The organism is Spongiibacter sp. (assembly GCF_984394615.1).
Genome location: NZ_CFHTQA010000033.1, coordinates 14,233 through 37,445, shown reverse-complemented (window position 1 = coordinate 37,445; position 23,213 = coordinate 14,233). Strand labels below are relative to the sequence as shown.

22 protein-coding genes and 1 other annotated feature are annotated in these 23,213 nt (G+C 56.8%); of the genes, 1 reads left to right on the top strand and 21 read right to left on the bottom strand.

From position 1 onward, the window contains the following. Positions 1–50: 50 nt before the first annotated feature. Positions 51–1,264, top strand: a protein-coding gene (locus tag AC5DB9_RS12400; RefSeq protein ID WP_289083361.1) for an IS3 family transposase whose coding sequence is annotated in 2 segments (ribosomal slippage) — positions 51–339 and positions 339–1,264 — 1,215 coding nt in all. Because the reading frame shifts where the segments join, the coding sequence is not laid out codon by codon here. Then, positions 329–445, top strand: a sequence feature (AL1L pseudoknot). Its footprint overlaps the gene before it by 117 nt. Here AC5DB9_RS12400 and AC5DB9_RS12395 read toward each other — a convergent pair. From AC5DB9_RS12395 to AC5DB9_RS12295, 21 genes are all read right to left on the bottom strand, one after another. Continuing rightward, positions 1,237–3,159 (bottom strand): ATP-binding protein, encoded by a 1,923-nt coding sequence (locus AC5DB9_RS12395; RefSeq protein ID WP_286855346.1) that lies wholly within the window; start codon positions 3,157–3,159, stop codon positions 1,237–1,239. The genes AC5DB9_RS12400 and AC5DB9_RS12395 overlap by 28 nt on opposite strands. Further along, a complete protein-coding gene (locus AC5DB9_RS12390; RefSeq protein WP_272994036.1) occupies positions 3,152–4,498 on the bottom strand; it encodes a class I SAM-dependent methyltransferase in 1,347 nt (448 codons plus the stop codon). Before AC5DB9_RS12390 ends, AC5DB9_RS12395 begins: the two co-directional genes overlap by 8 nt. Positions 4,499–4,638: 140 nt before the next feature. Continuing rightward, entirely contained in the window at positions 4,639–4,956 is a 318-nt protein-coding gene (locus AC5DB9_RS12385; RefSeq protein ID WP_272994035.1) for a helix-turn-helix domain-containing protein, read from the bottom strand. 126 nt (positions 4,957–5,082) lie between these two features. Next, positions 5,083–5,352, bottom strand: coding sequence for a DUF2274 domain-containing protein (locus AC5DB9_RS12380; RefSeq protein ID WP_272994034.1), 270 nt, complete (start codon positions 5,350–5,352; stop codon positions 5,083–5,085). Continuing rightward, on the bottom strand, positions 5,349–6,635 hold the full coding sequence (locus AC5DB9_RS12375; protein ID WP_272994033.1) for a TraB/TrbI/VirB10 family type IV secretion system protein: 1,287 nt from the start codon (positions 6,633–6,635) through the stop codon (positions 5,349–5,351). The genes AC5DB9_RS12380 and AC5DB9_RS12375 overlap by 4 nt, the downstream gene beginning before the upstream one ends. A gap of 2 nt (positions 6,636–6,637) precedes the next feature. Further along, positions 6,638–7,633 carry a P-type conjugative transfer protein TrbG gene (gene trbG, locus AC5DB9_RS12370; RefSeq protein ID WP_272994032.1) on the bottom strand — a complete coding sequence of 332 codons (996 nt, stop codon included), beginning with the start codon at positions 7,631–7,633 and terminating at the stop codon, positions 6,638–6,640. After that, on the bottom strand, positions 7,630–8,334 hold the full coding sequence (trbF, locus tag AC5DB9_RS12365) for a conjugal transfer protein TrbF (protein WP_272994031.1): 705 nt from the start codon (positions 8,332–8,334) through the stop codon (positions 7,630–7,632). Before trbF ends, trbG begins: the two co-directional genes overlap by 4 nt. Positions 8,335–8,346: 12 nt before the next feature. After that, a complete protein-coding gene (gene trbL / locus AC5DB9_RS12360) occupies positions 8,347–9,525 on the bottom strand; it encodes a P-type conjugative transfer protein TrbL (RefSeq protein ID WP_272994030.1) in 1,179 nt (392 codons plus the stop codon). Positions 9,526–9,569: 44 nt separating this feature from the next. Next, positions 9,570–10,298 (bottom strand): P-type conjugative transfer protein TrbJ, encoded by a 729-nt coding sequence (gene trbJ / locus AC5DB9_RS12355; protein ID WP_272994029.1) that lies wholly within the window; start codon positions 10,296–10,298, stop codon positions 9,570–9,572. Next, entirely contained in the window at positions 10,295–12,733 is a 2,439-nt protein-coding gene (trbE, locus tag AC5DB9_RS12350) for a conjugal transfer protein TrbE (protein ID WP_272994028.1), read from the bottom strand. The genes trbJ and trbE overlap by 4 nt, the downstream gene beginning before the upstream one ends. Positions 12,734–12,742: 9 nt before the next feature. Next, positions 12,743–13,015: a VirB3 family type IV secretion system protein gene (locus tag AC5DB9_RS12345; protein WP_272994027.1), complete on the bottom strand. Its 273-nt coding sequence runs from the start codon at positions 13,013–13,015 to the stop codon at positions 12,743–12,745. Beyond that, positions 13,012–13,365, bottom strand: a complete 354-nt coding sequence (locus tag AC5DB9_RS12340) for a TrbC/VirB2 family type IV secretion system protein (RefSeq protein WP_272994026.1) — start codon at positions 13,363–13,365, stop codon at positions 13,012–13,014. Before AC5DB9_RS12340 ends, AC5DB9_RS12345 begins: the two co-directional genes overlap by 4 nt. Then, positions 13,362–14,372 (bottom strand): P-type conjugative transfer ATPase TrbB, encoded by a 1,011-nt coding sequence (trbB, locus tag AC5DB9_RS12335; RefSeq protein WP_272994025.1) that lies wholly within the window; start codon positions 14,370–14,372, stop codon positions 13,362–13,364. The genes AC5DB9_RS12340 and trbB overlap by 4 nt, the downstream gene beginning before the upstream one ends. After that, positions 14,369–14,884 (bottom strand): CopG family transcriptional regulator, encoded by a 516-nt coding sequence (locus tag AC5DB9_RS12330; RefSeq protein ID WP_272994024.1) that lies wholly within the window; start codon positions 14,882–14,884, stop codon positions 14,369–14,371. Before AC5DB9_RS12330 ends, trbB begins: the two co-directional genes overlap by 4 nt. Continuing rightward, complete coding sequence (locus AC5DB9_RS12325; protein WP_273009969.1) at positions 14,881–16,875, bottom strand: conjugal transfer protein TraG; 1,995 nt, start codon at positions 16,873–16,875, stop codon at positions 14,881–14,883. The genes AC5DB9_RS12330 and AC5DB9_RS12325 overlap by 4 nt, the downstream gene beginning before the upstream one ends. A 216-nt stretch (positions 16,876–17,091) precedes the next feature. Next, positions 17,092–17,373, bottom strand: coding sequence for an EexN family lipoprotein (locus AC5DB9_RS12320; RefSeq protein WP_272992319.1), 282 nt, complete (start codon positions 17,371–17,373; stop codon positions 17,092–17,094). Next, positions 17,373–18,296, bottom strand: coding sequence for a LysR family transcriptional regulator (locus AC5DB9_RS12315; RefSeq protein ID WP_272992316.1), 924 nt, complete (start codon positions 18,294–18,296; stop codon positions 17,373–17,375). The genes AC5DB9_RS12320 and AC5DB9_RS12315 overlap by 1 nt, the downstream gene beginning before the upstream one ends. Positions 18,297–18,462: 166 nt before the next feature. Then, positions 18,463–18,801 carry a hypothetical protein gene (locus AC5DB9_RS12310; protein ID WP_272992314.1) on the bottom strand — a complete coding sequence of 113 codons (339 nt, stop codon included), beginning with the start codon at positions 18,799–18,801 and terminating at the stop codon, positions 18,463–18,465. A gap of 2 nt (positions 18,802–18,803) precedes the next feature. Next, positions 18,804–19,157, bottom strand: a complete 354-nt coding sequence (locus tag AC5DB9_RS12305; RefSeq protein ID WP_272992311.1) for a DUF6488 family protein — start codon at positions 19,155–19,157, stop codon at positions 18,804–18,806. A gap of 25 nt (positions 19,158–19,182) precedes the next feature. Next, a complete protein-coding gene (locus AC5DB9_RS12300; RefSeq protein ID WP_272992308.1) occupies positions 19,183–20,055 on the bottom strand; it encodes a HupE/UreJ family protein in 873 nt (290 codons plus the stop codon). Positions 20,056–20,074: 19 nt separating this feature from the next. Next, positions 20,075–23,212 (bottom strand): efflux RND transporter permease subunit, encoded by a 3,138-nt coding sequence (locus AC5DB9_RS12295; RefSeq protein WP_272992305.1) that lies wholly within the window; start codon positions 23,210–23,212, stop codon positions 20,075–20,077. Between the last annotated feature and the right edge of the window lies 1 nt (position 23,213).

Here is a 23,213-nt window from a genome sequence, read left to right as displayed (position 1 = left end):
TGAATCCCCCCGGGTTTATCGGAGGCTAACTTTCTTGAGAGAATTAGCTGATGAGCAAACGACCTGGATACTCTCCCGAAGTTCGGGAACGCGCTGTTCGCATGGTGTTAACCGGCGAGCATGAACACAAATCCCGCTGGGCGGCGATACAGTCTGTCGCGGCCAAGATTGGCTGTACCCCAGAGACCTTGCGGTCTTGGGTTAACAAAATAGAAGTAGATAGCGGTGCCAGACCTGGTGTCACCACTGATCAAGCCGCTCGGCTGAAACAGCTGGAACGAGAGAACCGTGAGCTGATGCGGGCCAATGAGATACTGCGTAAGGCCGCCGCTTTTTTCGCCCAGGCGGAGCTCGACCGCAAACCGAAGTAATGGCGGCGTTTATTGATCAGGAACGCGAGAATCACGGTGTCGAGTCAATCTGCAAGGTGTTGCCGATTGCGCCGTCCACGTATTACCGATTCAAAGACTTGGAAGCCAATCCTGCCAAACGCTGCATGCGTACTCGACGGGACGAGACGTTGAAGCCTGAGATTGTGCGGGTCTTTGATGAGAATCAGCAGGTGTATGGCGCCCGCAAAGTCTGGAAGCAGCTAAATCGGGAATCGATTAGTGTTGCCCGCTGTACGGTTGAGCGGTTGATGTCCGGATTGGGGTTGGAAGGTGTAAAGCGCGGTAAGCGCTGCATCACCACGATCCCTGATGAGCTGGCTGAGAAGCCGCTTGATTTGGTGAGTCGCCAGTTTACCGCGCAGGCCCCGAACCAGCTTTGGGTGGCTGACATCACGTATGTGGCTACTTGGTCAGGCTTTGTCTACGTGGCTTTTGTTGTGGATGTTTTCTCCCGCTATATCGTGGGTTGGCGCGTGCTGAAGAGTTTGCAGACGGATATTGTACTGGACGCCTTGGAGCAGGCGCTGTGGGCGAGAGGCAAGCCCAATGGCGTCATCCATCACAGTGACAGGGGTAGCCAGTATTTGTCGATTCGCTATACCGAACGGCTGGCAGAAGCTGGATTTCAAGCCTCGGTGGGGAGTGTTGGCGATTCCTACGATAATGCTCTGGCGGAAACGATCAATGGACTATACAAGGCTGAGGTCATCCACAAGGATGGGCCATGGAAAGGGTTGGATGAAGTGGAGCGGGCAACGCTGACCTGGGTAGACTGGTTCAACCACCGACGGATACTGAGTTCAATTGGTGATATACCGCCATCGGAATACGAAGATCTGTATTATCAACAAGGCGAGTCTGCAGTTGCATGACTCAAACCAAAAAACCTCCGATAAACCCGGGGGGATTCACTCTTGTTTACAGCCTTGATGCCATCAATACCCTGTTTAAGCTGCCGCGAATACTGGTGTAACTCATGGGATATCGAACGAGCAGTCAACCCAACTGCAGCTGCCTCCAATAACCGAAGATTAACTTCTTCAGCCCCCTCCACATGCCTATCAATATATTCAATCTGTGCATTCTTCTTTTCCTGGTCTTTGGCAACATTCTGAAGACTTGTTATAACGCCTCCAATAGATTCATAGGCCTTCTTATCATCCAAACTACCCAAGTGCTCAAGACTTTGAATAGCTTCTTTCAAGATAACGCCCTGCTTGCTAAACGATTCCTTAGTTGCCTTGATCGCATCTGCCGGAGAAGAGGACTCGCTTTGTTCTGATGAAAGGTCTTTCAGGAAACCTCTATACTCTCTCCTCAATATTTCTCGCAAAGCGATCTCTTTGTCTTTAGCTTTCCTGGCCAAATACAAAAAACCACGAAATTCGTCGTTATCAACGAAGGCCTCACGGTCAGACTTCTCCACTAGACCGGGATTTGACTTATTTGATATCGCAAAGTATCCAATTGTGTTTCCAGGCCTTAACCCATAGTAAGAACTGCCCCCTGTTTGCTCCTGTGAAAGCCCCAGCCAATCCTCGTCAAAGCGCACCAAGAACCCATCCCGAAAGATCTGAATCCCCGTAGACTTAATCAAGTCTGAGGTTACACCTGACGCGCTTAATGCTTCTCTGCTTCTTCTAGAAAGATTGAAATCATAAATTTGTGCGGAAAACGGTCCGGGGTCTTTCGCATAACCATAGCCTTTTGATTGAGGTATCGAATCGCCAATTTCATCCTCATAATCCAACGTGAAAAGGCCTGGCGATTTATCAACTTTTAGATTGAATTGCTTAACCTTTTTATTAGACAAAAGTCTTTCAATAAACTTATCTCTATTCCTGGCATTCCTGAAGACTCGATTAAACTCCGCACTAGCTGTTCCATCCCCTGTTCCAAAGAAGAGATTCTCAGATATTCGTCCTTTATGCTGTATTTTCCCGTCAACCCATATCCAGTGATATGCGCAGGATGCAAGGTTCAATGCCTGATCGGATAAATGACTAATTTCGTAGCAGTTCCCGCCGTAATGGATATTTATAAAAAAACCCTTCTTCTCTAAAAATGGCGACACCAACTTAGACAGATCACGAACTAGATCTTTTGAGACAAACGAATCCTGCTCCCACTCTTTCAATTCTTTCAAGCCAATTATCGTTATTTCTGAACCTTTTTCGTCTTTATCATTCTTTTTGGTTGCAGGCTCTATATAAACAGGAACTTCTGTTAAGTCTTTATCTTCAGTAAAATCACCCCAGGAAAACCACAATGATCGCCTTTCGGATTCCCCTTTTTGTGATGTCGTGAGCCGAATAATCTTACCAAGTTTCATTGTGGCTAATCGGCCTAAGCCTTTATCGCCAACTGGAGTTCTTCCACTTTTGGTCGCAGCCTTTTCTTTGCCTTTCTCTGGCCTTTTGGCCGAAGAACTTATCCTCAGCCAGGAATTTTGTACCGCATCATTATTCATTCCATCGCCATCATCCTTGATAACAATCTTTCCAACTTTTTCCGCTAATAATTTTTCTTTACTCTTCCCCAAACGATCAGGAAAAAGACTAAAATAAATATCAGGATTTTCTATTGGATCGACGACCCACTCAGGCTCAATGAAAATATCGCAATCAGTAGTGTCAGCATCATAGCAATTCTTGACTAATTCAAGAATTGACTGCTCTTTGTCAGTGACCAGCTCTTCCCCGAGCTGGACTACAACGTGGGCAGATATCGATAAATGCGGCTTGTCTTGGTCCGTATCGTTACTCATTGACACTCGCTTTTTGCGCAATGACTATTGTCTCCCGACTCATGGTGTCAGCTATACTGTTTCGGAAGGCCATTTTTTTATGCTTAATTTCCCTGTTGATTGTAGCTACCGAGGAAATCCCATTAGCCTCTAGCATTTCTGCAAGTATTTCATTCATAGGAATAGGTATATTGTTAATGCGGCGATTTCCAACTGTCCAAGAGTGATATCCACCGTCCGCTGTGATCGCACATAAGTTGATAATGGCTTTTTCTAAATCAAAAAAGAATGTAGAAAATCTTTTTAAACCATTCGATTTTTTTTCAAGTTTATCCAAAACAACTTTAGCTGAATGATAGTTATCGGCCAGATATTCTGACTTTTCTATTGCTTGACGAAGAGATCCGCCCAAACTTTTACTGTCAATTGCTGCGGTACTTCCTATAACTGAGCTATCCAAATTCTCGTCAATATCCGATAGATCAATCCAATGCAATGGCAAATATGAAAACTGTCCGTACGGAATGGTTGTTTGGTTATCTCCATAAGGAGGGGAAGTCATTATGAGATCAAATTTTTTATCTAAACTATTTAAGACATCACAAACGTCACCAATATGAGTATTCACCGTTGCGTTGTAGCGGCCTTTATAAATCACATCTAACGCTTTATGTGATACATACTCCTCTTCCATAGAAGTCAGCACAGACTTGCATTGTTTATGGAACTCATCCTTAGCACAACGATATTGCTCTAATTTCTCAGATTCTCGCTTGTGCAACTTGTAAGTAGAAAGCCGAGAATTAGAAACTTGCCTTACAGTTCTTCCAAGGGCCAGCCAAAACACCCTGCGCGCCCATAGCGCACTCTCTTCACGGATTGACTGTGCTATCTGCTCAAGCTCGATAGCGGTTTTTGGATGAAACCACTTTCCAACACCTGGGAAGTCGCGAAATTTTCGTTTTCTACTTTTATCAATCTTGTAAGTCAGACTTGAATACTTATCGTTTAGTGAATTTACAAAATAGTTTCCAGACTTTACACGGCACGCCAAAATGGCAAGGGGGTTAATATCAATTCCGGTAAAATCTATACCGCGACTTATGGATTCGGTTAAGATAGTGCCTGATCCCACAAATGGATCAAGAATTCGATCTACAGTAATTTCATTCTTGATAAGGTCAATTAAGTGCCCTTGTAATGTAGGGACCATCATTGCAGGATAGGAAATCAAAGAGTGTGCCCCACTCCGCTGAAAGCTACCTTCAAAGCTCCAGTAGTTTTCACCTTTTTCTTGGCATATATCAACAAGACTACTGACAATACTGTTATCAACCAAAGATTCTTTTAATATTTCCATATTGTCATTACATCTTGTAGAAAAGATTACGGATCTTCATTAGTCGCGCCGCTAAAACGCGCATTTCTCAAAGTCTGTATCATATCGAACTCAAGCTTTCTGCTTTGTCTATCACTGCTACTGCTATAGCTCAGATAGGATCAGGAAACCTTCGGACGCCTTAATACTGCATTTAATTCTTGTCGCACCTGTTCAAGAAGCTTATCTACTTCAGCAACATCTCCATCTGCGTATGCAAGCGCTAGAATTGTCAAAGGGTGGACCTCCAATACTCGGCATATTTCATTAACCTTGATCAAAGTCGGATTCTTCAGCCCCCGCTCCAAAGAGCTTAAGTAAGTACGGCTAGACACATTGGAAAATGCTTCTTGGCTTAGGCCACGCGCACTCCTAACCGTCTTTAGAGCGTGGCCTAATGAGTTCCCCGATTTACCATTTTTGCTTTCGAGTGACGCCATGCTGGAATCCATCCGCACCCTATAGGGCTACAATCTATAGTTGTCATTTAACCATATATTTCCTTGAATTTGTACATCTTATACTTTGATCGCCTCCCTATGCGTAGCACTTCGTGGACACTTTCTTTAACGCTGGTCTGTTGCTAGTTCTGGGGTCCGTACAAGCGGTGAGCGTTTATCTTTCCCCCTACCCCGCCGAAACCCCCGATCCCTCGCCATGAACGCCTCCAGCATATGCGGGATCAACGTCGCCGCATCCACCGGCTCGCCGTAGGCCTGGCCATGCAACTCGGCATAGCGCTCCAAGTCCGCCTTCAGGGTCGCCGGGCAGGCAAAGGTCAGCTTGACGGTTTCGGTCTTGGGCAATGGCCCCAGCCGCAGTTTGTTGGTGGTCATGGTGCGATCCCCCGTTGGTAGATCAGTGGTTGGTAGGGCCGCAACATCAGGTCGCGGTTAACGATGAGGCGTACCGGCAAGCCGGGGCGGCTGGTCAGGGTGGGCTGGATGTTGAGGTTGCGACGGGTGACTTCCTGGCCTACCTGGTTAATCGTGTCCTGGGCGCTGTCCCGGCCGGCGATGACGACGCGATCGCCGTCCTGGCGGTTTTCGGGCGCGGCCAGTTCGGCGCCCACGCCGAGCAGCGTGGTCAGGGCGGCGCCTGTGAAAATGCGATCCCAGTGCCAGTCCACGCCATCCTCTAGGCCCGAGTATCCGGCCGGGTCGGCGCCAGCGAGGTTATCGAGCTGGAAGGACGAGGTATCGGGCAGGATCACCCGGTGCCAGACCACCTGTACCCGGGTCTGCCCGTAGCTCACCTGGCTGTTGTAGCGTCCCAGTACGCGAGAGCCCTGGGGAATCAGTACATGGCGGCCGGTGGCGGTGTCGTAGACCGGCTCGGTGACGGTGGCGATGACATCGCCTGGCAGATCCGAGTTGATACCGGTCACCAGGGCTGCGGGAATCACCGTACCGGCCATGACCTGAAACGGTGATTCCGGTGTTTGCAGATCCCCGGAATTACGGGTTTCCGCAAAAGCGGGATTATTCAGAAACGCCTCCTTCTGATCCTGGCGATTCTGGAGGGCGACAGCATCGGTTTCCCCTGGCGATGGGTTCCGCAACATTGCCAGGGAGTCGAGCGCACCCAGCCCCTGTGCCATCGCGGTGTTCCCTCCCCCAGCCGTCATCGGTGTTGCCGCCACTGAGCGCCGCCGAATCGACCCAAAGAATACCGATGAAGCCGCCGCTTCCTGTGCTTCCTTGAGACGTGCCAGCCGGTCGGCTTCGGCTGCGTCCTGCCCAGCATCGGAATAACCCATGGCCTGCCGCTCCGCCTTCAGGATCGGCTCACCCAAGTCACCCGGCAACGGCTTGCCCAGGCGCGGCACCTCGGGTGGCAGTTGCGAGTAATCCGCCGGCAAATGAGCAAGGCCCTCGGTGCGGGATACACGCTCGACGTTGTACAACTCGTCGGCGCCATTCGAGCCGCTGCGATCAGGCGCGCGCAGCGACCAGAACAAGGCACCCAGTACAGCGATGCCAACACCACCGGCAAGGACTGCCAGCATTCGCCGGCTCAATCGCGTAACCGGTCGCGGCTGCGCTCGCAGGGCCACCTGTTCAGGCGCCACCTTAGGGGATGGATCTGGCTGCTGGTCCGGCGCCTTGTCGTTGTCCATGCTCACTGCCTCCTTACCCCGTCGGTCCGCTCGATGCGCACCACCTCGCCATGTTCGTCGCCCAGACGTAACTCGGCTGCGGCGAAAAGCCGGTCCACGATGTAGTACGGCGAGCGGAAGCGGTAGTTCACCAGTTGACCATCGCCTTGCGGGCCGATCACAAACAACGGCGGCAGTTCGCCCTGGGCGATCCCGGACGGGAATTGGATATAGACCTTGCCGCCATCGTCGAAAGCACGGAGTGGTCGCCATGCCGGCTGGTCACCACTCAGGGCATAGCGAAATCGCAAGCGCTCCAAGGACAGGCCCCGATCTATCGGCGCGGCCACTTCAGCCGTCTGGGTTCGACGATGTAAAGCCAGCAGGCGATCCCTCGGGTAATCCCAGGAGACCGAAGCCATCCAGGTTGCCTCGGTCGAGATCAACTCCACCAGATAGGTACGGCGGTTGGTGGTAATCACCAGATTGGTCCGGATGTCCACGCGGATGGGCTTGACCAGCACATTGACCCGTTGATCACCTCCGGCACCACTCGATGTATCCCCCACGATCCAGCGCACGGTATCGCCGGCCGCAACGGTGACCAGCTCTTCGCCGGGCTGCAGGGCGATAACCGTCACCCGCTCCGGACTGGCATAGACCTGGTACAGTGCGCCCTCGGCAAAGGGCCAGACCTGCACGGCATTGACATAACCTTCCCGCGTCGGTGCCACCCTCGCCTCTTCAGTGGCCTGGTCTACCTGTGCCTGCGGATCTGCAATCCCGGCTTCGTCCGCACCTTCCGCTTCCACAGGCAGCGGCATCAGTTGTCCCGGCAAGGGTAGCGGCTTCGGCACCTCGACAATTTCCATCGGCCTTTCGGGCTCCGGCAGCAATGTTGCTGCCACTGGCTCGTCCAGCGTGATCCGCGGCGGCTCTTGCGGCGTGGCACAGCCGGCCAACGCCAATGACACCACCAGTACCAGCCCCCCGGCATTCTTGTTCAATCGCTTGTTCATGGAATGTCTCCTTCATTGGCCTCCAATTCCCGGCTCCACGACAGGCCGTTGACGTAGATACCCAATGGGTTGCGGCGCAGCCGCCGCTCGGTACGCGGGGTTTGCAACACGATGGACACAACCGCCGTCCAGCGTTCGATACCGGCCGCCGCGCCGTTCACAAAGCGATGCTCGCTCCAGCGCACCTGGAAGGAACTGTCGCTGGCCCGCACCACGCTGTTGATCTGCACCGTTACCGATTCCTGCCCGATACGCGCAAAGGGATCGTGGGTGCGGGCATAGTCGTTGAGCACCGCCGCACCGCGGTCGGTGGTGTAGTCGTAGGCGTCCAGCCAGTTATGGCGTACCACCACCGGATCAATGGAGAGCGAACGCACCAGGGTAATGAAGCGGGCCAAGTGATGGGCGGTCTGCGCGTCGTCGGGCCGGTAGGGTGTGGCCGCCTCGCCCACGGCGCGTACCTGCCCGCCGGTATCCACCTCGACCACATAGGGCGTGACAATGGACTGGGCCGAACGCCACACCAGCCCACCCGCCATCAACAGGGCCAGCGACAAGCAGCCGAAAGCCATCAATCGCCAGTTTTTCGCCTGCACCCGGGTCGAGCCGATGCGTTCATCCCAAGCCTGTGCGGCCGCCTGGTAAGGCGTGGCCGGCTCCGGGGATTCGGAATAACGCGCATGGGGTCGCTTGAATCGCATGAAACATTCTCCTTAGGAATCCGGATCATTCAGGCTGGGGCCTGAACCCGCGCCGCCACCGTCGCCGCCGCGCAAGCTATGGGCGACCGTAGTCGCGGATTGGGAAAGTCGCTGGCGGCGTTGCAACTGTTTCGCCCAGGCCGGTTGTCCACCCGAGCTTGTCGCGTGTCTGGAAACCGAGGCCGCCGAATCCATTGCCGATTTCGCCCCGCCCGCCGCTGCTTTCATGGTGCTTGCACCACCTGTCGCCATCCGCGCGGCACCTGGGGCCATTCGCGCACCCGCCACCACAGCGCCACCCACACCGGTGGCGGCGGCATCCAGGGCCACGGCGGTGCCGGCCGCGCCGAGGGTGGCGCCGGCCATGGCGCCCGCACCCAGTTGCGGTGAGCCGGACACCAGCCCGGTGGCAATGCCCGGCCCGAATATCCCCAGGGCAAGCAGCGCCAGGGAGGCCAGCATGATCACCAGCGCAAAATCGACAGAAGGTTCGGCCGGGGCCACCTGGAACTCGGCAAACAACCCCGTGCCGATGCCAACAATCACGGCCAGCACGAGTACCTTGACGCCGGAGGACACCACGTTGCCCAATACTTTTTCCGCGAGGAATGCGGTCTTGTTCCACAACGCAAAAGGCACCAATACAAATCCGGCCAGGGTGGTCAGCTTGAATTCGATCAGGGTGATAAAAAGCTGTATCGCCAGCACAAAGAACGTCAGGATCACCACCAGCCAGGCCAGGAACAGCACCACGATGGGCGCGATATTGACAAACACCTCGGGGAAGCCCGCCATCTCGCTGATCTGTTCCAGGATCGGCGCGCCCGCGTCAATACCCACCGCCGCCAGGCGACCTGGTTGCAAGAATTCAGCGGTAGTCATGCCGGTGCCCGAGGCCATCAACCCGAGCCCTGCGAAGGAGCGGAACACAATGGCCGCCAGCGCATTGAAATTGCCGATGATGTAGGCGAAGGCGCCAACATAGAGCACCTTGCGAATCAGCCGGGCCAGTACGTCGTCCCCCTGCCCGGAAGCATGGTTTAAAGCCCAGAAAACCCCCGCGATCGTCATGTCGATCACCACCAGGGTGGCGGTCAGGAAGGCAACCTCGCCACCCAGCAGACCAAAGCCGGAGTCGATGTAGGTCGAGAAGACATTAAGGAAGTGGTCGATAACCGCGACATCATCCATAATCTGGCTCCTCAGTCCGCCGGGGTATCAGCATCATCAGGGCCTCAGTTACCGAAGAAGTGCACCGGGTGCGGCGTATAAGTTGTGCCCTCACCCAGGAAGCGCCGGGTCACTTCCCGGCCTCGCTCGGTTGCGGCTGCCTGCCGGGCCAGTTCCAGTGCCGCCGCCCTGTCCTGCGTCAGTTGCAGTTGCTGCGCCTGGATCGATTGCTTGGCCTGCAGGGCCAGCAACTGGTTGGTCGCCTGCATGGCCTGTAGCGCACCGTTGGCGGATTGACTCCGCCCCACCAGGCCTGACAACACACTTTCGTCCTCAGACAGATTCTGAGCCACCTGCCCCTGCATCCGCATAGCGGTATGCAGTCCGTCGAGGGCATGGTCCTCGCGCTCGCGTGCCTGCCGGGCCATTTGTTCACCGGTTACCGTCGAGTACTCGTGCGGGTAGAGCCGCGCCAGTTCACGATCAATGTGCTCGATGCGATAGGTCATGCCCTCGGCCTGGGCAATCAAGCGCTCGGTGGTCGCCAGCGCCGAGCGCAGGCGATTGAGGGTGTTGTAGTCCAGCCGCTCCAGGTTCCGCGCCTGGTTTATCAGCATTTGTGCGTCGTTCTGCAACTGCTGGATCTGGTTGTTGATCTGTTCCAGCGCGCGTATCGCGGTCAGCGCGTTCTGGACCAGATTGGTCGGATCGACAACCACCCATTGCGCCCTTGCCGCCGGCAAGCTGCCCAACAGCATTGCGACAATCACGGCGAATACCAGATGCTTTTTCATGGCTTATCCTCCTGTATCGGATGAGATGGAACGGGCGTGGTCAGCAGCAGATCAGCGGCCCAATCGAGACGACGATGCCGCAGCCAAGCGGCGGCAAAATCCGGCACTGAGGTTGATGCAAGCAACGCATCTATTTCACGTTGATCCTCAGGCGTAGAAGCACCGGCAAAGGCCAGTGCCACCTGTCCCAGGTCCAGATCGAACAGGCGATTGCCGAGGCGGGACTGGTAGTAGTAATCGCGCTTGGGTTCGGCGGTGGCAACAATCTCGATCTGTCGCGCGTTGAGCCCAAAGCCTTCATAAACAGTGCGAATCTGTGGCTCGGTAGCCTGGGGATTGGGCAGGAAGATACGGCTCGCGCAGCTCTCGATAATCGCCGGCGCGATGCTGGAGGCCTGGATATCCGCCAGCGACTGGGTGGCAAAAACCACGCTGACGTTCTTCTTGCGCAGGGTTTTCAGCCACTGGCGAATGCGCGCTGCGAACACCGGGTCATCCAGGAAGAGCCAGGCCTCATCCAGGACCAGCAAGGTCGGCGCCCCGTCGAAACGCTTCTCGAAACGGGCGAACAACACACCCAGTACGGCCAACACCGCGGCGCGGCTGGCCATCAATTCCTCCATCTCGAAGCACTGCACATCGGCGCTACCCAGCCTGTCATATTCGGCATCCAGTAGATTGCCGTGGGCACCACCCAGCAAATAGGGCGCCAGGGCTTGGCGCAACGCATTGTCCTGCAGCAAGACGGAAAAGCCCGTCAGGGTTCGCTGCTCCACCGGCGCCCCGGCCAAGCTCTCCAGCGCGGACCAGATCGCCGCTTTTTCATCGGGGCCGAGGGTCAATCCTTCCTGCGTTATACGCGCTTCGAGCCAATCCGCCGCCCAGGCACGTGTCTCCGCCCGGTCAATGCCGGCCAAGGGCTGAAAGGCAATCTCGTCCTCCGAGCCCAGATCGTAGTGCTCGCCGCCCAGGCCCAAGACGGTTGCTCGCAGTGAACGCCCCATATCAAAAGCAAAAACCTGCGAGCCGGGATAGCGCCGGAACTGCAATACCAGCGTGGCCAGCAGCACCGACTTACCCATGCCAGTCGGCCCCACCACCAGGGTGTGGCCAACATCGCCGATATGGGTCACCAGCCGAAACGGCGTGGCACCATCGGTGCGGGTGACAATCAAGGGTGGACCGTCCAGATGCGCGTTCTTTTCCGGTCCTGCCCAAACCGCCGACACCGGCAGCAGGTGCGCGAGATTCAGGGTCGAGACAATGGGTTGGCGCACATTGGCGTAGGCGTTGCCCGGGATCGACGACAACCAGGCTTCCACCGCATTCAGGGCTTCGGCAATGGTGACAAAACCCCGGCCCTGGATAACCCGCTCCACCTGTCGCAGCTTTTCATCGGCGATGGCCGGGTCATCGTCCAGCACTGTCACGGTGGCAGTCACATAACCGAAGGCCACCTGGTCGCTGCCCAATGCTTGCAGGGCCGCGTCTGCATCCCCCGCCTTGTTGGCCGCGTCGCTATCCACCAGTGGACTTTCCTGTTGGAACAGGGTTTCGCGCAGCAGGGCCGCCACGTTCTTGCGTTTGGCAAACCACTGCCGGCGCAGGCGGCCCAGCTCCCGTTCCGCTTCCGCCTTGTCCAGGCACAGGAAGCGCGTGCTCCAGCGGTAACCAAACCCCAGTCGGTTCAATTCATCGAGGATTCCCGGCCAGGTGGACGTGGGGAAACCGCGCACCGAGGCCACTCGCAAGTGAACCTCCCCCAGCATCGGCGCCAGTCCACCGGTCAACGGGCAATCGGCCAGCAAGGCATCCAGGTGAAACGGCACCTCCGGCACCGCGACTCGATGACGACGGGTGGAAACGGTGCCGTGCAAATAGCCCAGCGTGTCGCTGTCGTCCAGCCAGGCAAGTTCTGGCATCACCCCGTCGAGCAGGTCGAATACACGGTCGCTCTCCGCGACAAAGGCCGTCAGTCGCTCACGCCAGTCCACACCCTGCCGGGTGGAATTCTCGTACAGCAGACTGGCCGCCCGGGCGCGGGATTCCTCCGGCGGCAGGTACACCAACGTCAGGTGATAGATACTCTCGAAGTGACTGTGGTTTTCCTCAGAGGCGGCGCGGCGCTCTTCGTCCACCAACCAGGACAGCGGCTCGGGGAATTCCGATTGCGGATAACCCGCCGCGGGCACCCGCTCGGCATCCACAAACAACGCCCAACCCGATCCCAATCGCCGCAGCGCGTTATTGAGCCGTGCCGAGGTGGCGATCAACTCGCCCTGGGTGGCACTGTCCAGATCCGGCCCGCGAAAGCGCGCCGTGCGCTGGAACGCACCGTCCTTGTTGAGCACCACGCCGGGCGCCACCAAACCGGCCCAGGGCAACCAGTCAGCCAACAAGGCGGGACGCTTGCGGTATTCGGTGAGGTTCAGCATCGTGATCCCTCACACATCCAGCAGGATTTTGTGCTTGAGGTGACGCAGGAACACCGCCATGAACTGCGGGTCCGCCTGGGCGCCCCACACCGCCAGCGAATGCCCCAGCAGCCACAACACCAAACCGGGCAACCACAATTGCAACCCCAGCCCCACGGCTGCCGCCAGGGTGCCGTTGGCAATGGCCACGGTGCGCGGCGCGCCGCCCAGCAGGATCGGCTCGGTCAGCGCCCGGTGCAGCGGCACCTCGAAACCTTCGGCAAACACCGAGATACCGCTCATGCCACCACCGCCCCGCCGGAGAAGCTGAAGAAGGACAGGAAGAAAGAGGATGCCGCAAAGGCGATGGACAGGCCGAATACAATCTGCACCAGACGCCGAAAACCGCCGGAGGTATCACCAAAGGCCAACGCCAAACCGGTGGCGACAATCGCGATCACCGCCACGATACGCGCCACCGGCCCTTGGATGGAGTCGAGGATGGACTGCAGCGGCCCTTCCCAGGGCATACTGGAGCCGGCGGCCTGGGCCGTTGTTGCCAGGCACAGCAATAACGCGACAAACAACAGCTTGTTCAAGCCGGAGCGTAAAAGCGGATTTGCAGAAATCCGCAGCTGATAAACAGCGGTCATGATGGTTCTCCCGATGAGGTTGAGGGTGAAGGGTTGGGGGATGAAAGGGATTCGTCGAGGTGATAGCCGTCGCCGTCAATGCCGATCACCCGGGCCACCGTGCGCACTTTGCGGGTACGGCCACGCCCGGCGATAAACACCACCACGTTCACTGCTTCGGCGATCAGGGCACGCGGCGGTGTGATGGCGACTTCCAGTATTAGTTGCTCAAGCCGCAGCAAGGCGCCGTGGGCGGAACCAGCATGCACGGTGGCAATACCGCCAGGGTGGCCGGTGCCCCAGACCTTGACCAGGTCCAGCGCCTCGCCGCCACGCACCTCGCCAACAATCACCCGGTCCGGGCGCAGGCGCATGGTGGCCCGCACCAGCTCGGTCATGGATACCACGCCAGGCCGGGTGCGAAGCGGTACGTGGTCCTTGGCCACGCACTGCAGTTCCACCGTGTCCTCCAGTACCAGCACCCGGTCGTCCGTGGCCGCAATCTCTGCCAGCAGGGCATTGGCAAGGGTGGTCTTGCCGGTGCTCGTACCGCCTGCTACCAGTATGTTCTGGCGCTCGCGCACAGCGGAGCGCAGGAAAGCCACATGGTGCTCGGCGAGCACACCATCACGCACATAGTCTTCCAGCGGAATCACACCCACCGCCCGCTTGCGCAGCGCAAACGCGGGTGCGGGGGAAGCCGGTGGCAGCACGCCCTCGAAACGCTCGCCGGTTTCCGGCAGCTCGGCACTCAACAACGGTCGGCCGCGATGCACTTCCACATTCACATGGGCCGCCACCAGGCGGATGATGCGCTCGCCATCGGCGGCGGAAAGTGTCTCGCCAGTCGGCGCGCGTCCGGAGGACAAGCGATCCACCCACAAGCTGCCATCAGGGTTCAGCATCACCTCCACCACATCCGGGTCCGCCAGGGCGGCGGCAATCAAGGGCCCCAAGGCCGTGCGCAGCATGCGGATACGTCGATCCAACGACTGCGTTGAGGTTGGCGATGGATGGACGACCTTCATGGCTCACCCTCCCCGCTTTGTGGTGGTGTTTCCTGCTGCGACTGCTGTTCACGGGCCTCCACCTGGGCGGCAATGTCATCCAGGCGCTGCGGATCGGGTTCCAACTCCTCGTAGACCTCCCGCACCAGGCTGCGCCCACGCAGGATGTGACGGCCCAACTGCTCGACGAACTGCTCGAAGCGCGCCCGACCCTGGGCCCTGGCCGCTTCCTGATGAGATTCCGGCAGCGGCGTGCTGACCGTCAGGTAATAGCGCACGAACAAGGCCAGCGTTTCGATGAGAATATTCTGGTCACGCTCCAGCTTCTCGAACTGGCGGGACAGGCGATCCAGCCGCTTGGCCATGGCCGCCTCTCGCTTGTCGGCGGCATCAGGCGACAGCCAGGAGGCCAGCGCCGCCGCCACGATGGACGACTTGGAAACACCTTTCATCGCGGACAACTCGTCCAGGCGCTTGGCGTGGTCACGCTGTATAAACAGGTTAAGGCGTTGGCGGGAATGCAGTCGGCTCATAGGGCAATTCCATCGTCGGGGTCGAGGGCGGCCAGTCGCGCCGCCCGTTGCAGGCGTGGATCAAACTTCGCAGGCAAGGGCTGGATATCGTCCTCGTCATCCAGCAGCGCCAGGTCATTGGTGGGCGGCTTGGCGTCCGGTTCCCAGCCCACCGCTTCCGACAGTTCCGGCTGCCGGCGCGGGCCGCCGTCATCACTGCCTCCGGTCACATCCGCCGTAGCAGAAGGCGTGGCCGGTACCGCAGGCACCGCGAGTTTGCTCCAGTCATTGGGGCGAACCCCGGGTGCATCCGTGTATCGTCCCTCGGCCAAAACAGGGGGCGGCAGTACACGGCGCTTGAAATTGGCATCCAGGTAATAGCGCAGCTTCTTCGCCCTGATCGGTGGCTGGCCAGAGACCATCACCACCGCCTCATCCGATGGCAACTGCATCACCTCCCCCGGTGTCAGCAGCGGTCGCGCCGTCTCCTGGCGCGAGACCATCAGGTGCCCCAACCAGGGCGCCAGGCGGTGACCAGCGTAGTTGCGCTGCGCCCGCAGCTCGGTGGCGGTACCCAGGGTGTCGGAGATCCGCTTGGCGGTGCGCTCGTCGTTGGTGGCAAAGGTCACCCGCACATGGCAGTTATCGAGAATGGCGTGATTAACGCCATAGGCCTTGTCGATCTGGTTCAGGCTCTGGGCAATCAAAAAACTGCGAATGCCGTAGCCGGCCATAAAGGCCAGCGCCGATTCAAAAAAGTCGAGCCGCCCCAGCGCGGGAAACTCATCCAGCATCAACAGCAATTTGTGCCGGCGCTCGATGCCATCGCTACCGTCCAGAGATTCGGTCAGCCGCCGCCCAATCTGGTTGAGGATGAGACGGATCAGCGGTTTGGTGCGGTTGATGTCCGAAGGCGGCACCACGAGGTAAAGGGAAACAGGGTGCTCGGCGGCAATCAGGTCGGCAATGCGCCAGTCGCAGCGGGAAGTCACGGCCGCCACCGTCGGGTCACGGTACAGCCCCAAAAAACTCATGGCGGTGGAGAGCACCCCGGAGCGCTCGTTGTCCGCCTTGTTCAGCACTTCACGCGCCGCCGACGCCACCACCGGGTGCGGCCCATCATCCAGATGCCTGGTGGTCATCATCCGATGCAACGTGACCTCGAAGGGACAGGCCGGGTCGGAAAGGAAGTTGGCGACACCCCGCAGGGATTTGTCTTCCCCCGCGTAAAGCACATGCAGGATCGCGCCCACCAGCAAGGCGTGGGAGGTCTTCTCCCAATGATTGCGACGCTCCAACGCGCCTTCGGGGTCCACCAGAATATCGGCGATGTTCTGCACATCGCGCACCTCGTGAGCGCCACGTCGCACTTCCAGCAAGGGGTTGTAGGCGGCCGACTTCGGATCGGTGGGATTAAACAACAGGCAGTGGGAGAAACGCGACCGCCAGCCGGCGGTCAGTTGCCAATTCTCGCCCTTGATGTCATGGATCACCGCCGAGGCCGGCCAGCTCAGCAAGGTGGGCACCACCAGCCCCACGCCCTTGCCCGAGCGGGTCGGCGCGAAGGTCAGCACATGTTCCGGCCCTTCGTGGCGCAGGTATTTTTCGTCGTGCTGGCCCAGGAACACACCGGCATCGCCGGTCAGGCCGGCGCGCTCCACCTCCGCGGGCTCCGCCCAGCGCGCCGAACCATAGGTGGTCACCAAACGCGATTGCCGCGAGCGCCAGATCGACATGCCAATGGCGACCACCACGGCCATCAGGCCGCTGGCCCCGGCAATCGCGCCACCGGTCAGGAACACCTGGGGGGCATAGGCGTCGAAGAAGAACCACCAGTCGAACAGGCGCCAGGGGTGGTAGACCGGCTTATCGAGCAGCTCGAACCAAGGCGCACCCAGGCGGGGCTGGTAGCCCAGGGCATGCGCCACCCACTGGGTGGCACCCCACACCCCGGCGATCACAATGCCGAACACCGCCAGCACCTGACCATAGAGCACACCTGTCGCCCGCATTCCTGCCTCCGAATCAGTCCCGTTTTTGCGCGCACGAGGGCGCGCCCACAGGTGTCAGATTCGGTGCCGGATCAGTGCCGGTCAAAGACTGTTATCGGCAGAATAAAGAAGGAAAACGCAAGATTGCCAATAGCGGCGGACATCAGGAAAACACCGGCAAATACAGCGTATTTCGGCGAAGGCAGTTTACCGCTATGGATTTTCAATCCACCGGCATCAAAATGCCGGTGGATCTTCCGGTGGTGTATAGGGCACCTCGCCATCACCGAGGAAAGCCTTGTTGTTGGCCTCCCCCACGATGTTGCACAACTCGTCGCCCACCTCGGCACGATTGAGCCGACACTGGTCTCGCAGTGTTTTATGACGCTCGGGGTTGGCCAGCAGGAACTCCACCGTTTCCGTGGGTGGTATCTCAGCGGCTGGTCCCGCAGTCGAGGCGGGCCTATCCCCGCAGGCACTCAAAAACACAGCAACCAGCAGAGTGTAACAACGCTTCATCAGATGTCGTCCTTCGTCTCAGATGTGGCTGCATCGCCCTCGTCGTTTATCGGTACTACCCTTTCGATAAACCGGCGAAGTGTGGCGGAAGGCTCGGTATCCCGCCGGAGCAGCCAAGTGGTAAGCAGCCGGGTTCGTCCCGCCAGCGGGCGAGCAACCACACCTTCACAACGCGAGGCCACCAGATGCGACTCGCCCACCAGGGCGAGTGCATAACCCGCCGCCACCAGCGTCAACATCAGGTCTTGGGAGGAAACCTGCTCAACCACCAAGGGTTCCCGATCCGCGCTGCGCAGGATACGACGGATCTGATGGCAGTGGCCTTGACAGGATTGCGGATCGTAGCCAACCAGCGGATAGCGTAATAATTCATCCACTGGAATTCTTTGGTAGGTCAGAAGCGGATGCCGTGCTGGCAAAGCGACAACCAACGGATCACTCCAGGCATGCACCGCCACAATGCCATCCCCGACCTCAGCGGACTGAGCAAAACCCACGTCATAGAGGTCGTCATGTAGTCCCTTGAGTTGCTGCCCCAGAGGCACTTCGAACAGGCGGATATCGACTTCCGGCTCCTCCTCACGACATTGGGCCAATATTGCGGTGAGACGAGGTGGCGTGATATTATCGGAGAGCACCACGCGCAGTTGATCATGGAAGCCTGCGGCGGCAGCTTGCACACTGCCCCGCGCCTTATCGAGTGCAGTAAAAACATGAGGTACGTGTTTTAAAAACAGTTGCCCGGCGCGGGTCAACCTCGTACTCCGAGTAGTGCGGTTGAATAGACGAACCCCCAGTTCCTCCTCCAGTTCCTTTATGGCCCGTGACAAAGGTGACTGCTCGATATGCAGGCGTTCCGCCGCACGAGCGAAATGCAATTCTTCAGCAACAGTCAGAAAGCACCGTAAGTGACGTAGCTCCATACAATTTATTCCAATCTCCGCCCAATCCCATTGTCAGTCTATCCGTGGAAACCAAGCTTACTCTCCAAGCCACCAATCAATCGGAAAGGAAAACTATAACCAAACCAATTTAATGGCCTTTTATGCACACGGACTAGTTATAAATTCACCCCAAAACCACTATTGCCTAATTAATCCAATTCATAATCTGGCTATGTATTACAAATCCAACGCCTATTAATAGAAAGCCGGTGACATATGGCACCCAGAACCCCCATCCGAATCGATCTGCCAAAAAAAATGGCAAAAAGAACAAATAGGACACAGGCACGCCGACCATCACACTTTTGGCCAAGGTGATGGACGCCTCAGCGCTCCGATGCTCTAGATAAGAAAACAGCAGTGCCAGGATAGAAACCATGGGAAGGGCGATAATAAAGCCTGCCAGTTCAGGTTTCTTTCCAGATAACCAAGAGGTAAACGCAATAATGAGTGCGGCGGCAAAGACCTTAATTATCGCCTCCATATCTACTCCTTATTCACACCGGAAAATTTGCCCGTATCGTTAACGTCGTACAGTTCACCCGCAGCGGAGATCAGCATGTACGTGGTGTCACTCTCCTGCGGGTTATATGCTTTGACGACAAAATAGCCGCGACCGCGTTCAACGATTTCGATATTGCTTGCATCAAGCTTTGCCCAGGTCGGTTTCAGTTTGCCGATAGCCAGGCCATGCTCCACCGACGACAGCTGCCCGAGAGCTCGCTGGGCAATCTCTACAATCTGATCTTCACTCACTTGTTTGTGACCCCCGCCGTGGGCCATCCCCAGGGAAGAGGCTGACATCAAAAATAGAATCAGTACGGTTTTGTATAGCTTCATTGAATTTCTCCTGTTGACGTATCATTTAGTGACTGTGATAAGAGGTACCATCATGACTGTGTTGGCTCTTATCAGAGGGTGTATTGGTAGACGGGGTAACTGGTTGCTTCATCCCCCCTGTGTCCAGCAAATTTTTGAAAGCCGCCGGACGATTGGGGTAATCCAGCGCCGCCATATCCTCATGCACATGGGAGTGATCGTCCTTGTTGAGGGGGAAATCATCCGGGTATTTGCTGTGCATATAGCCGTGCAGTTGGAAAGCCAGTAAGAACAGCCCGGTCGCCATCAGGCTAACATTAGACGCTGCGGAAAACCGGGTGAAACTCTTGCGTTTGCGCCAGGCAGATAGGACTACCAACATGACGGACAGTGCGGCAATCTGGCCAAGTTCAACACCAACGTTAAAAGACAGAATTTTTCCAACCAGTCCTTCATCGCCCAACGGCAATTGCTGCAAGCGAGTCGACAAACCAAAGCCATGAATTAGACCGAAACCAAACACCATCCAGATCAGACTGGGCGGCTTGCTTTTCAGATAGCGCTTGAAACCATCCAGGTTATCAAAGGCTTTGTAGCAAACAGTCAGAGCAATAATGGCATCAATTAGAAAGTAATTGATCGTAATGCCCATCAAGGTCGCAAACACCAGTGTGATGGAGTGACCGATGGTGAAGGCGGTAATGAACTTAACGATCTCGGTGAACTTGGTCAGGAAGAACATCACACCAAACAGGAACAGCAGATGGTCATAGCCCGTGATCATATGGATGGCTCCGAGCTCGACAAACTCGAAGTAACCGGCGTTCAGCACTCTGGCTTGATCTTCCGCCGACATACCGTGCCCGAAGGCCAGCGTACTGGCCAGGGCGGTAATAGCCACTAATAACAACTTAAACATAGGACGTTTAATCCTCCAATTATTGAGAAATAGGGGTTTCAGATTGAGAAACGGTTTTTGCGGGGCGTTGCAACATACGGTACAACGCCGGTAGTACAAACAGGGTCAGCAGGGTTGACGAAATGACGCCTCCGATCACCACAGTAGCCAGTGGTCTCTGTACTTCAGACCCGATGCCGGTGTTCAGCGCCATCGGCACAAAGCCGAGCGAGGCAACCAGCGCGGTGGTAATAACCGGGCGCAGCCGGGTTAAAGCGCCTCTGACGATTGCCTCGTCGATGCCCATGCCGTCCTTAATCAACTCACGGATAAAGGACACCATCACCAGCCCGTTGAGAATGGCGATACCCGACAGCGCGATAAAGCCAACCGCCGCCGAGATAGAGAACGGAATATCCCTCAAGGCCAGCGCCAATACACCACCGGTCAGCGCCAGCGGAATACCGGTGAAGATCACCATGGCATCCTTGAAAGAGCGCAGCGCCAGCAGCAACAGGCCGACGATCATCACCAGCGTGACGGGCACCACCACCATCAGGCGGTTGGAGGCTGATTGCAGGCTCTGGTAGGTGCCGCCGTACTCCACCCAGTAACCGGCCGGGATATCCACACGACTCTTCACGGCTGCCTGCACATCCTCCACAAAAGAACCCAGATCACGGCCCCGGACATTGGCGGTGACCACCACACGGCGCTTGCCGTTTTCGCGGTTGACCTGGTTGAGGCCGTCCACGTATTCAAAGTCGACCAGTTCATTCAGGGGCACATAGCGTTCGCCGCTAACTTGTATCGGTAGCGAGCCAAGGCTGTCGAGGTCACTGCGACGTTGCTCGGGCAATCTGACGGTAATGTCAAAACTGCGATCACCTTCGTAGAACAGGCTCGACACCTGACCGCCGATAGCAACTGCCAGCTGATCCTGCAAAGAACGCAGTGTGACTTTGTAGTGCGCCATCTCATCACTGCGCGGCACTATTGTCAGGAATGGCAGGCCCTTGGTCTGCTCCACCTGGATATCCACAATACCCTCGACGTCAGCAATGGCCTCTTCGATAGCGCCGCCGACTTCCGCCAGCCTGTCGAGCTCATCACCAAACACCTTGATCGCCAGCTCTGCACGAACACCTGACAGCAGTTCGTTAAAACGCATCTGGATCGGTTGCAGGAACTCATAGCGGTTACCGGGTATGTCGCTGACCAATGCATCAAGCTCTTTAACAATCTCCGCCTTCGGCTTGCCGGAGTCCGGCCACTCAGAGCGGGGCTTGAGAATGATAAAGTTATCCGCCACGCTGGGGGGAACAGCATCGGTAGCCACATCAGCGGTACCCATCTTGGCGAATACCCGCTCGACTTCCGGCAACTCCTTGATCCTCTCCTCCAACACGCGCTGGAACTCAATCGACTGCGACAACGAGGTGCCGGGTATCCGCAGGGCGTGCATGGCAATATCGCCCTCATCAAGGTTGGGCACAAACTCACTACCCAAACGGGTTGCACCCCAGCCTGAGATCAGCACCAACACCGCAGCTACAGCGACCACTAAACCGCGGGCCTTGATGGATTTCAGCAGCAAGCCCTCATAAGCATTCTGCAAGGCGTTAAAAGCTTTGTTTTCCTTCTCTTCCACCGGTTCCTTGAATAGGAAGGCAATAGCCGCCGGTACAAAGGTAATCGACAGCAACATGGCGCAGCTCAGTGCAATGACTACGGTAAGCGCCATCGGGTGGAACATCTTGCCTTCTACGCCGGTCAGCGAGAAGATAGGCAGGTACACAGCGGTGATAATAAACACACCGAACAGCGCTGGTCTGATCACTTCCTTAGTGGCGCTATAAACAACTTCGAGCCGCTCAGCCAAAGACATAGATCGGCCGCTTCTAGCCTCTATACCCAGACGCCGCAGACAGTTTTCAACAATGATAATAGCGCCATCGACCAGTAGACCAAAGTCCAACGCCCCTAAGCTCATCAGGTTAGCACTGACCTTTGTCTGCACCATACCAGTGATAGTCATCAACATGGCGATGGGAATAACCGCCGCAGTCAGCAGTGCCGCGCGCACGTTGCCCAGCAGGAAGAACAGGATCACAATAACCAGCAGCGCACCTTCCAGCAGGTTGGTCTGCACGGTTTTCAGGGTCTTGTCCACCAGCTTGGTGCGGTCGTAAACCGCTGTCGCCACAATGCCTTCCGGCAGACTGGCATTAACGGCCTGCAGTTTTTCCGCCACGCCTTTGGCAACGGTGCGACTGTTTTCACCCACCAGCATAAAGACGGTGCTCATCACCACCTCGCGACCGTTCTGGGTGGCGGCACCCGAGCGCAGCTCCTTGCCTTCCTGAACATCGGCCAGGTCTTTCACCCGTACCGGCACCGTATCAAATGTACGCACCAGGATATTGCCGATCGCCTCCAAACTACCGGCCTGCCCCGGTACCCGCAGCAACAGCTGAGCGCCTTTTTTCTCGACAAAACCGACACCGCGATTTTCATTGTTCTCGGCAATCGCCGCGATTAATTCCTGTTGGGTAACCTGATAAAACAGCAGTTTTTCCGGCTTGATGGCTACCTGAATTTCACGCTTAAAGCCACCAATCGGGTTGACCTCGACCACGCCGGGCACCCGCAACAACTGCGGACGGATAATCCAGTCGTGGGCTGTTCGCAAATCAGTAGGCGTGATCAATGAACCGTCTTCGTTAGTAGCACCGGGCTCGGCATCGACGGTGAACATGAAGATTTCACCCAGCCCCGTGGCAATCGGTCCCAGCTCCGGGTCCAGTGAGTCAGGCAGTTTGGCCCTTGCGGTCGACAATCGTTCATTGACCAGCTGACGGGCAAAATAAATATCGGTATCGTCACTAAAGATGATCGTTACCTGGGACAGGCCGTAGCGAGACACCGAGCGCGTGTATTCAAGATTCGGCAATCCTGCCATGGCGGTTTCAATCGGGAAGGTGACCCGTTGCTCGACCTCTAACGGGGTATAGCCGGAGGCCTCGGTGTTGATTACAACCTGGACATTGGTGATATCCGGCACCGCATCAATCGGCAGGCGGGTAAAATTCCAGGCCCCCAATGCGCACAGAAAAAGCACCACGACCATTATCAGCGTGCGGCCACTCAACGATGACCGCAGTATCATGTCTAACATA

Bases quoted from the DNA above. Each gene is read 5' to 3' on its own strand.
- trbG (WP_272994032.1), bottom strand. From the start codon at position 7,633: ATGAACAAGCGATTGAACAAGAATGCCGGGGGGCTGGTACTGGTGGTG.
- AC5DB9_RS12310 (WP_272992314.1), bottom strand. From the start codon at position 18,801: ATGGAGGCGATAATTAAGGTCTTTGCCGCCGCACTCATTATTGCGTTT.
- trbE (WP_272994028.1), bottom strand. From the start codon at position 12,733: ATGCTGAACCTCACCGAATACCGCAAGCGTCCCGCCTTGTTGGCTGAC.
- trbJ (WP_272994029.1), bottom strand. From the start codon at position 10,298: ATGAAAAAGCATCTGGTATTCGCCGTGATTGTCGCAATGCTGTTGGGC.
- trbB (WP_272994025.1), bottom strand. From the start codon at position 14,372: ATGAAGGTCGTCCATCCATCGCCAACCTCAACGCAGTCGTTGGATCGA.
- AC5DB9_RS12320 (WP_272992319.1), bottom strand. From the start codon at position 17,373: ATGAAGCGTTGTTACACTCTGCTGGTTGCTGTGTTTTTGAGTGCCTGC.
- AC5DB9_RS12380 (WP_272994034.1), bottom strand. From the start codon at position 5,352: ATGACCACCAACAAACTGCGGCTGGGGCCATTGCCCAAGACCGAAACC.
- AC5DB9_RS12385 (WP_272994035.1), bottom strand. From the start codon at position 4,956: ATGGCGTCACTCGAAAGCAAAAATGGTAAATCGGGGAACTCATTAGGC.
- AC5DB9_RS12305 (WP_272992311.1), bottom strand. From the start codon at position 19,157: ATGAAGCTATACAAAACCGTACTGATTCTATTTTTGATGTCAGCCTCT.
- AC5DB9_RS12325 (WP_273009969.1), bottom strand. From the start codon at position 16,875: ATGCGGGCGACAGGTGTGCTCTATGGTCAGGTGCTGGCGGTGTTCGGC.
- AC5DB9_RS12395 (WP_286855346.1), bottom strand. From the start codon at position 3,159: ATGAGTAACGATACGGACCAAGACAAGCCGCATTTATCGATATCTGCC.
- AC5DB9_RS12300 (WP_272992308.1), bottom strand. From the start codon at position 20,055: ATGTTTAAGTTGTTATTAGTGGCTATTACCGCCCTGGCCAGTACGCTG.
- AC5DB9_RS12345 (WP_272994027.1), bottom strand. From the start codon at position 13,015: ATGAGCGGTATCTCGGTGTTTGCCGAAGGTTTCGAGGTGCCGCTGCAC.
- AC5DB9_RS12375 (WP_272994033.1), bottom strand. From the start codon at position 6,635: ATGGACAACGACAAGGCGCCGGACCAGCAGCCAGATCCATCCCCTAAG.
- AC5DB9_RS12340 (WP_272994026.1), bottom strand. From the start codon at position 13,365: ATGACCGCTGTTTATCAGCTGCGGATTTCTGCAAATCCGCTTTTACGC.
- AC5DB9_RS12330 (WP_272994024.1), bottom strand. From the start codon at position 14,884: ATGAGCCGACTGCATTCCCGCCAACGCCTTAACCTGTTTATACAGCGT.
- AC5DB9_RS12315 (WP_272992316.1), bottom strand. From the start codon at position 18,296: ATGGAGCTACGTCACTTACGGTGCTTTCTGACTGTTGCTGAAGAATTG.
- trbF (WP_272994031.1), bottom strand. From the start codon at position 8,334: ATGCGATTCAAGCGACCCCATGCGCGTTATTCCGAATCCCCGGAGCCG.
- trbL (WP_272994030.1), bottom strand. From the start codon at position 9,525: ATGGATGATGTCGCGGTTATCGACCACTTCCTTAATGTCTTCTCGACC.
- AC5DB9_RS12295 (WP_272992305.1), bottom strand. From the start codon at position 23,212: ATGTTAGACATGATACTGCGGTCATCGTTGAGTGGCCGCACGCTGATA.
- AC5DB9_RS12390 (WP_272994036.1), bottom strand. From the start codon at position 4,498: ATGGAAATATTAAAAGAATCTTTGGTTGATAACAGTATTGTCAGTAGT.